Annotated in this window: 7 protein-coding genes; 1 reads left to right on the top strand and 6 read right to left on the bottom strand. The window is 65.3% G+C overall.

Going from position 1 to position 6697, the window contains the following annotated elements; genetic code table 11:
• From GY769_25135 to GY769_25120, 4 genes are all read right to left on the bottom strand, one after another.
• Positions 1 to 482: extracellular solute-binding protein (locus GY769_25135; GenBank protein MCP4205208.1), on the bottom strand; the 482-nt coding region annotated here is incomplete at its 3' end.
• A 31-nt stretch (positions 483 to 513) separates the two neighbouring features.
• A complete protein-coding gene (gene ugpC, locus GY769_25130; GenBank protein ID MCP4205207.1) occupies positions 514 to 1599 on the bottom strand; it encodes a sn-glycerol-3-phosphate ABC transporter ATP-binding protein UgpC in 1086 nt (361 codons plus the stop codon).
• 22 nt (positions 1600 to 1621) lie between these two features.
• The gene (locus GY769_25125; GenBank protein ID MCP4205206.1) at positions 1622 to 3220 is read right to left on the bottom strand and encodes a DUF3459 domain-containing protein; all 1599 of its coding nucleotides are present in this window, start codon (positions 3218 to 3220) and stop codon (positions 1622 to 1624) included.
• 181 nt (positions 3221 to 3401) lie between these two features.
• Positions 3402 to 5204 (bottom strand): PAS domain S-box protein, encoded by a 1803-nt coding sequence (locus tag GY769_25120; GenBank protein MCP4205205.1) that lies wholly within the window; start codon positions 5202 to 5204, stop codon positions 3402 to 3404.
• Positions 5205 to 5312: 108 nt separating this feature from the next.
• On the opposite strand from GY769_25120, the gene GY769_25115 reads away from it, so the two are divergent.
• Positions 5313 to 5957 (top strand): response regulator transcription factor, encoded by a 645-nt coding sequence (locus GY769_25115; GenBank protein MCP4205204.1) that lies wholly within the window; start codon positions 5313 to 5315, stop codon positions 5955 to 5957.
• 77 nt (positions 5958 to 6034) lie between these two features.
• Here the strand turns inward: GY769_25115 and GY769_25110 are convergent, their stop codons facing one another.
• Positions 6035 to 6496, bottom strand: coding sequence for a hypothetical protein (locus GY769_25110; protein ID MCP4205203.1), 462 nt, complete (start codon positions 6494 to 6496; stop codon positions 6035 to 6037).
• A partial coding sequence (locus GY769_25105; protein MCP4205202.1) for a hypothetical protein occupies positions 6493 to 6697 on the bottom strand: 205 nt, incomplete at its 5' end. The genes GY769_25110 and GY769_25105, both read right to left, overlap by 4 nt.

The raw sequence follows: 6697 nt of genomic DNA, 5'->3' as shown, positions 1-6697 counted from the left end.
GTTGCGGGCGGGCTCGACACCAGCTTCTTGTTGTAGATCTGGGTGATGACCTTGTAGCTGAGCGGCAGACCGTAGACCGTGTCCTGGTAGGTCATCGCTTCCATGGTCGAGGGAATGAAGCGGTCGACCACTTCATCCTCGAGAAAGAAGTCGATGGGCTCGATCGTGTTGCCGGCCTCGATCCAGCCACCGAGACGGTCCTGCGGATAGATGAAGACGTCCGGCCCCTTGCCGCGCGGCACCGCCGCGGTGACCTTGTCCGGGTAGGCGTCCCAGGGCACGGCCAGCGTGTTGACGACGATCTTTCCGCCCTGGGCCTTGTTGAACTCCTCGACCACCTTTTCGAACGCCGCCTTCTCACCCGCGCGGTAGCCATGCCAGACCACCAACTCGGCCTGCGCCGTCGCCGGCGTTGGCGCCAGACCGGGCGCGAGCAGTAACACGACTGCCAGCCATCCGATTCCTTTGAGCTTTCCAGTCATCTTTTGTCTCTCCTCGGTCAAGTTCTCAAAATCAAACAACGAGACTCTTCTCGGTCTCGGCGTCAAAGAGGTGAAGCCGGTCGAGCTCGACCAGAAACTCGACCCGATCGCCGACCGTGGGCGCCATCGCCGGCGGCACGGTAGCGGTAATGAAGTCGCCAGCGACCTTGCCGTGCACGATGTTCTCGTGCCCGAGCGGCTCGACCACCTCGACATCGGCCGCGAGCGAGCCGACCGCCCCTTCGAGGTCCTCGGCCGACAGATGCAGGTGCTCGGGCCGGATGCCGACGATCAACTTGCGCTCGTCGCTGCCCACCATCGACTTCAAGCCTTCCGTCAGCCGGAACTCGAATCCATCGCCCTTGAGCGACTCGACGTCGGCCACGGCATCGACCAGGTTCATCGGCGGGGTTCCGATGAAGCCGGCGACGAAGCTGTTGGCCGGCCGCTCGTAGACGTCCAGCGGAGTGCCCACCTGCATGAGATCGCCGTCCTTCAAGATCGCGATCCGGTCACCCATGGTCATCGCCTCGACCTGGTCGTGGGTGACGTAGACGGTCGTGGTCTTGAGACGCTTCTGCAGCTTCGAGATCTCCGCTCGCATCTGCACCCGCAGCTTGGCGTCGAGGTTCGAGAGCGGTTCGTCGAACAGAAACACCGACGGATTGCGAACGATGGCGCGGCCCACGGCGACACGCTGTCTCTGGCCACCCGAGAGCGCCCGCGGCTTGCGATCCAGAAACTCCGTGATGCCCAGAATCTCGGCGGCGCTCTGAACCCGCCGGTCGATCTCGTCCTGAGGCATCTTGCGCAGCTTCAAGCCGAACTCGAGGTTCTGGCGCACGCTCATGTGCGGATACAGCGCGTAGCTCTGGAAGACCATGGCGATATCGCGTTCCTTCGGCGGCAGGTCGTTGACCACTCGATCGGCAATCGAGATCTCGCCGTCGGTGATCTCCTCGAGACCGGCCACCATGCGCAGCGCGGTGGACTTGCCACAGCCCGATGGGCCGACCAGCACCATGAACTCCTGGTCTTCGATGTCGAGGTTGAGCTTCTCGATAACGGTCAGGTCACCGTAGTTCTTCTTGACATCTCTGAGCTTTACATCGGCCATCGTCACTTCCTCTTCGAAAGGCTCAATTGTCGTCGGAGACCGCGAGAACCCTCGCGCTCCGAGCAGGGATCGGCATCCTCAAGGTGTCGTCCAAGACCGGCGCCTGCTCGTCTCCCCAGACGTCTCGCACCGCCGCCCCCACCCATTCCTCCGGCACTTCGAATTCAATCGTCGCCGCTTCTTCACCGCGATTGACGGCCACCGCGACGGCGGTACCGGTCTCCGCGTCGCGCCGCAGAAAGACCAGCAGGTCGTCGCCGAACTGAACACCCTCGTGATCGCCGCGCCAGAGCGCCGGGTGGGCGCGCCGAAGCGAGATCAGACGCTTGTAGGCATCGCGAAGCTCCTCGTCGCGAGGTTGGCCGGCTCCGGGTTGAATATCGCGGTCCCCCCACGGCATGTCGCTGCGGTTGTCGGGCCAATCGCCGCCCGGGCGCGCCACTTCCTCGCCGTAGTAGATGGTGGGAATCCCGCTCGCCGTGAACTGCAGCACCACTGCCAGCTCGAAGGCGTCGACATCCCCTTCGAGCATCAGCAGCCCGCCTTTGACGTCATGCGACGACAGGAAATGGGCCAGGTGGTAGCCGTCCCGCACCTCGTGCCGCTTCTCCAGGTAGCGGTTGAAGGCGACGGCACGCCCGCGTCCTTGCAGGAAGGCGATTGCGTTGCCTTGAAACGAGAAGTCGAAGCCTCCGTCCATCTCGTCGCTGGCGAACCAGGGATCCAGCGAAGTCGCGCTCCCGGCCCAGACCTCGCCCAGAAGGTAGAAGTCCTCGCCGAGCTCTTCGTTCACCCGGCGCCGGTGTTCCCGCCAGAAGTCGTGCTCGACGTGTTTGAAGGTATCGATGCGAAACCCGTCGAGCCCGGTCCGCTTGGCCAACCCCAAGTGCGCCTTCATCAGGTAGTCGCGGACCTCGGGGAGATCGGTTCTGAAGTCGGGCAGGCCGGCGACGCATGAGGTCAAGTCGTCGCTGCCGCAGGTTCCGGCCTGCTCGGTCCGAAACCAGCCCCGGGTGGCCGGATCGGTCAGGTACTTCGAGTCATAGCCGGCATGGTTGTAAACGACGTCGAGCAGAACCTTAATGCCGCGCTCATGAGCTGAATCGACGAGCGCCTCGAGCTCGGCCTCGCTGCCGAAGCGGGAATCGAGCGCGTAGAAATCGTCGGCCCAGTAACCGTGGTAGCCCCAGTCCGGAAAGCCGGCGCCGGTCACGAAACCCGGGATGTTCTCGACCACGGGCGTGATCCAGAGTGCGGTCACGCCGAGCTCGGCCAGCTCGTCGAGCTGTTGGCGCAACCCGACCAGATCGCCACCGTGAAACGCGCCTTTGGCGGATGGATCCGCCTCCGCGTTATTGGTCGGATCGCCGTCGGCGAACCGGTCGACGATGACGAAATAGAGAACCGCCTCGGACCAATCGCTGTGCGGCTCGACGGTCGCGGTCTCCGGCGCCTCGGGGGCGCGCTCGCCCACCTGTTCGTCCCGTACGGGGGACTCTAACCGAGCCGCACCCGAGCATGCCGACAAGCCCCCCAAGGCGATCAGAAGGGCCGACAACAGCAGGCCGATCGCAAGGCTCGGGCGCAGACCCGGCATGGGATGTACTCTGGCCCTGGGCATGTCCGAGATAAGCGGCTCCGCTATTGCCGAGCCGCTCCCGAGTATGAGCAACACCCACGCGCGAAGATATCCGGTCTTTCCGAAAGAGGGATAGGCACAAGTACCTACCCGGTGCTAACCGGCTATCCGGGCCGGGTGCCGTCCGGGTGCCGAGCACCCACCCGACCACTTACCCGAGCGCCTACCCGAGCATGCGGCGTCGATTCTCGACGGCCGTCGGAATCGAGAACAGGAACGCCGCCCCGCCGTCGGAATTCGGCTGGCACCACAACCGGCCGCCGTGGGAGGCGACGAGGGTCCGACTGATCGAGAGGCCCATGCCCATGCCCGAGGTCTTGGTCGAGTAGAACGGCTCGAACAGCTTCTCCGGTTTGTCCGGCAGACCCTTGCCGTTGTCGACAACAGTCACCTCGACGGCTTCGGATCCCAGCGCCGAGGTGGATACCAGCACCCTTGCGGCGGCGCCGGTGTCTTGGTGCGCCTCGATACCATTCCGGATGAGGTTGAGCACGACCTGCTCGAGCTGAATCGGGTCCGCGATCACGGGCTCCAGGTCGGCCGACAGCACCGTCTCGATCGCACAACCGTGCATGCGGGCGTCGGCCTCTGCCAGAGCCACGGCCTCGGTGACGACGGCGTTTAGGTCCACGACCTCGGCGCCGGTCTCATGCCGGCTCACAAAGGTCCGCAGCCGACGGATCACTTTGCCCGCTCGCAGCGCCTGCTCGCCGATCTTGCCGAGAGTGGTCATCAGATTCCCCGACTCGACCTTGCCGGACTCGACCCATCTCCTACAGGCCTGGGCGTAGGAGGCAATCGCGGTCAGGGGCTGGTTTATCTCGTGGGCGAGACCGCCGGCCATCTCTCCCATCGCGGTGACCCGATCGACTTGTGCGAGTCGCTCCCGGCTCTGCCGGGCTTCTTCCTCCGCCTTCAGACGCTCGGTCGAGTCCTCGAAATGGATGACGACTCGTACCGGCTCGTCGTTCTCGTCGAGCTGGACGCCGCACCGAATCAGACCGCTGCGAACCTCGCCCGACCGGGTCACCAATCGCATCGGGCGCGCCTGGAACCCGGCCTCGCCGGCCAGAACCCGGGTCAGCAGCTCCTCGGCATCCGCGGCGTTGTCCGGATGGATGAGATCGAGCCAGCGCGAACCGATGAGCTCACTTTCGTCGTAACCGGTGAGCTGGCACAGGAACCGGTTGGCGGTGGTCAGAAGCCCGGCCGGATCGACCACGGCAATGCTGGTGAGCGCGCTGTCGAGGGTCAGGCGGTGCTCCTCTCCCTGCTCTCGCAGCCGCCGCAGATGACGCCGGGTGTTCCTGACCATCGGCCGGAACACCGCCAGGGAGAGCACGACCAGAACCGCGAGATTGGCCAGCGTCACCGCGACCAGAGCTCGCCGAGATCGGCGCAGGCGGCTCTCGGTGTAGCGCTCGAGCTCGTTGGCCACGGCATCGAGGCTGCCCAGAAACGTCCCCTCCTCGGCTATTTCCAGCACGGTTTCCAGCGCCTCGAAATCGAGTGGCTTGTCCTCCGCCAGGGAAACGACCGCGGCGACAAAACTTCGGCATCGGCGATCGAGCTCATGCGGCGGCTCTTCGAAGATCCGCGCCAGCGCCGCCGGCATGTCATCGGGTCGCTCGAGCAGCGGCTCTCCGGCGAGAAGACGCGAGTGGACGCTCGCCATCTGTTGGGCGATCTCGCCCAGCTCGGAGCGGATCGGAGCGCGATCCGCGTCCGCACCGGCAACCGGCAGGTTCGCCAGGTGCCGAGCGCGCAGGGCTGCTCTCTGGGACAGGACTCGCTGGCGCCCCGCCTCATTGATCAAGGACGCGGTGGCTTCCACCGAGCGCACGTTCTCGTCGAAGATCAAGAACCCGGCAAGCGCCAAGGCGGCTAGGACCGCCAGACCGGGGACCCACCTCAAAGTCATCCCGCGAGCGATGCGTCGTTCCGAGCGGATCTTGCTTTTCGTCATGTCGCTGTGCATGTCGCCGGGCGTCGGGCCGTCGCTTCGAATCGGCCTCGCCGCCAGCGAGCGGCAAACGACCGAGCCACGCTAGAATAGCGTTTTCCCAGCAACGTCATGAACGACAGTGAAACCGTATTCGTAATCGACGATGATCCGGCGGTCCGCGACTCGTTGGAGCTCCTGGTCCGCTCGGTCGAGCTGCCCGTGGAAGCCTTCGCCTCGGGCACCGAGTTCATTCAGTCCTACCGGCCCGAGATGTCCGGTTGCGTAGTGCTCGACGTGCGCATGCCGGGCCTCAGCGGGATCGAGCTGCAGGAGCAGTTGTCCGCCAGGGGTTCCACACTACCGATCATCTTCATCACCGCACACGCCGACGTGCCGACGGCGGTCAAGGCGCTCAAAGCCGGTGCCGTCGACTTCATCCAGAAGCCGTTCAGCGATCAAGACCTCCTCGACAAGATCCATCAGGCTTTCGACCTCGACACCGAGAAGCGCCAGGCGGCTCGGCTTCGACATGAGATTCGAGAGCGAATGGAAAGCCTGACCCAGAGGGAGCGCGAGGTCATGGCGCTGGTCGTCGAAGGCCTGACCAACAAGGTCATCGCGCACCGCCTGGAGCTGAGCCAGCGAACCGTCGAGATTCACCGCGCGCGAGTGATGAGCAAGATGCAAGCCGACTCCGTCGCCCAGCTGGTACGCATGGCGATGGCGGAAAATGAGGGCGCTCGCTTGTTCGAACCCGACTCGAGCCCGGCCTGAGCTCGACTTGAGCTCGCCTCGAGCCCGGCTTGAGCCCGGCTTGAGCCCGGCTTGAAAACACTCGCGAACGGACGCCGTCACCAGGGACGCTTGGACTCCTCCTCGGGCTCCCCCGGCAGCGCTCGGCGCCAGGGTCGTCTCCAGCTCGAGAACCATCCGAGCGGCAGCGCGAGCAGCAGGACCGTCAACCCAACGAAAAACGCTCCCACGGCCGCGCTCCATGGGTCGGCCAGCCGGGCCGCGCTCCAGAGCGCCGGCCAGACCGCGGCGGTCAGCGCCGCCATCAGCCAGAGCGAGCGTTCCCGCCAAACCACCACGGTGTACACCAGCGCCAGCAGCCCGGCGGGCACGGCCAGCACCAGCGCCGGATAGCTCAGGAACGATCCCACCGCCCAGTAGCCCGGCGTCGCTACCGGGATCCAGTTGAGCAGAAAGGCCGTCGCCAGCATCCAGCCGATGTAGAGATACCCGCCGAACGCGACGTCGCGCCGGCGCCGCTGGCGGCGCCGGTCCGTCGGATGCAGGTTTTCCGGCCTCAAGGTGTCTCTCCGGACGGCGAAAACCGCAAGATGTAGACCTGTTTCGGTGGCAGCTCGGCGAGCGGCCGGTAGACGGCATCGGCCTCCCGGCGCCCGGGCACCAGCGTCGCGCCCTGAAGAAGCTCCAAGGGGTCGACAGCGGGCAGCGCTCGGTCGAGCCGAACCCCGTATGTCGCGATCGGCTCATCGGCCAGGTTGGCG

The sequence above is a fragment of the bacterium genome, from assembly GCA_024224155.1.
Taxonomy (GTDB): Bacteria; Acidobacteriota; Thermoanaerobaculia; order Multivoradales; family JAHEKO01; genus CALZIK01.
This window is presented reverse-complemented; position numbering and strand designations above follow the sequence as displayed.